At 64.9% G+C, this 1,977-nt stretch carries 2 protein-coding genes; one reads left to right on the top strand and one right to left on the bottom strand.

Features of this window, described 5'->3' with window-relative positions:
* The first annotated feature begins 128 nt into the window (after positions 1-128).
* Positions 129-1,424 carry a hypothetical protein gene (locus IJH84_RS28670; protein WP_295151156.1) on the top strand — a complete coding sequence of 432 codons (1,296 nt, stop codon included), beginning with the start codon at positions 129-131 and terminating at the stop codon, positions 1,422-1,424.
* A gap of 158 nt (positions 1,425-1,582) precedes the next feature.
* Here the strand turns inward: IJH84_RS28670 and IJH84_RS28665 are convergent, their stop codons facing one another.
* Entirely contained in the window at positions 1,583-1,852 is a 270-nt protein-coding gene (locus IJH84_RS28665) for a DUF1876 domain-containing protein (RefSeq protein WP_295151154.1), read from the bottom strand.
* Between the last annotated feature and the right edge of the window lie 125 nt (positions 1,853-1,977).

The following is a 1,977-nucleotide window of genomic DNA, read 5'->3' as shown; positions in this document are numbered from 1 at the left end:
GTGTCGGCTCTGGCGAGGGCAGGGAAGTCCGGGCCACGCTGGTTCGACCGGCCTCGTGCGGCGATTGATCCGGGGAAAGATTTCCGTGCGGCGGCATTGCGTTGGGGTCGACCTTGCAGGAGGCAACGATGCACGCCCGTCACGAGATCGACGACAACGCGCGCCGGAAGCCATCGAGCCGCCCGACGCCGGGCCGGGGACCGGCGACTCCGGCGTCGGTGCTGCTGGATCTGCAGCAGAAATTGGGCAACGCGGCGGTGGCCGACATGATCGCTCGGCGCTCGTCGCCCCATGCGCCGGTCGCTCCGGTCGGGGAGGAGACGACCGGTTCAGAGCACCGCGATACCGCGAAGCGACAGGTCGAACCCTTTGCAGTCCAGCGGTGGGCCTTCGTCAACGGGCAACAGCAGAGCCCGGACGGTTTGAGGGGGAAGAAGAAGAAGCTTGCGCGCGACCAACTCGTGCACGCGTACACGTCGGACGAAGAGTTCGAGAAACACGCTGCGGGGAAGACGGACTATTTGGGCAATCTTCCGGGGCCGGTGAGTGCCGGAACCTGGGTCCGTTTCGAGTGTCGCGGAACCAATGTGCTCGGGGAGAACCACACCAAGGTCACCTTGCCCGACGTGCTCGCCGCGGTCGACTCGAAGGACTTCGTTTACGAGGCGTTCGCCACCGACGACTTCGGCTCGGAGCCGAAGACGCAGGAGGCCGACCGCAAGTCGCTGAAAGCGACACGTGAGAAGGTGGGGATCGCCAAGGAGCAGGACTTGGGCAGGTACGGACTCGAATCGCTGTACCCCAAGATGGGGGTGCTCATGTCCGACCTGTTCTATGCCATAAACGACCCCCAACAGCTACGACGTTATGCGCGTGACGGTGCCGCGGAGCACTCCGGATTACAGATGACGAGATACGTGAAGATAGCGTGGGAATACGGCAAGGACATCCGCAATTACTCGGGGCAGGAGGGTCTGACGGCCGCGCGAGCGGAATTAGCCGCTTTCCGGCCGTCGGAGGCAGGATTGGACGGTTACATCCGGAAGCTCCCCGACGGGGGGCACATCGGCGACCTGCTCGAAGATGCGGACGACTACCGGGGTCCGTTGCGAGAATACCTTGAGGTTCTCATTCCTGAACTGTGGGCGCGGGAGCCGCGGACGCCCCTGACCGAAGGCCAGCAGCAGAACGGTCGGGCGCTGGCAAGTATGGGGGATCGCATGAGTCAGGAGCGGAATTCGAAAATCCAAGACCGAGTTAAGAAGGAGGTGCACCGAGGGGTCCGATATATCGGGATGGGCGAGGATCACCTGGAGTACCTCGCCAACAATCTAGACGAACCGAAAATAACCTTCTACCGGATGGGCGGCGCTGATCTGCAAGGATTCGAGGACCGCACCGATCAGCTGCGACCGCAGCAGTGAGCCGCCGCGCGTTGCCTCGGCGGTGACAAGAGGTCGCGTGCCGAACCGCGTGCGACCTGCGAATCAACGACTTTGACCAGGCCCTGTGACGAGATCTGCCCCGGCCGGTATCGACCACCACCGCTGAACGGCCGTCGACCCGGAACAGCGATGTACCGCTAAGCCATCAGGTGCACCCGGCGGTGCTGGCGTTCGCCGATGTCAGTGGCCGCGGTGTCCAGCAGCTTGTGGCCGAGCTCGACCAGCGCGCGGGCGATCGCGATCTCGTCGCCGATCTGCGGGACGGCCGCGTCGTCCGGGTGCCGCCGCGCCGTGCCGTGCCCGTGCAGCGCCCGGCCGTCCCCGGTGATCATCCCGATGTCCGCCGTCGTTTTCGCGCCGGCCTCGAGGACTTGCATGTCCAGCGTGAGAGTGCGGTTCGCGTGCATGACCGCCTCCCGGAGTGCGGACTTGGAGTTCGTGTCCCAAGGATGCGCCGCCTCCCGTGCCGAGGCAACGAAACCAGCCGGTGACCAGGTGGTTCCGCGGCGCGACGGAGATCGGTGAGCGAATT

This window comes from Saccharopolyspora sp. (assembly GCF_017434145.1).
In the GTDB taxonomy this organism is placed as follows: domain Bacteria; phylum Actinomycetota; class Actinomycetes; order Mycobacteriales; family Pseudonocardiaceae; genus Saccharopolyspora_C; species Saccharopolyspora_C galaxeae.
The sequence above is the reverse complement of the archived record's forward strand: the minus strand, read 5'-3'. Positions and strand labels throughout refer to the sequence as shown.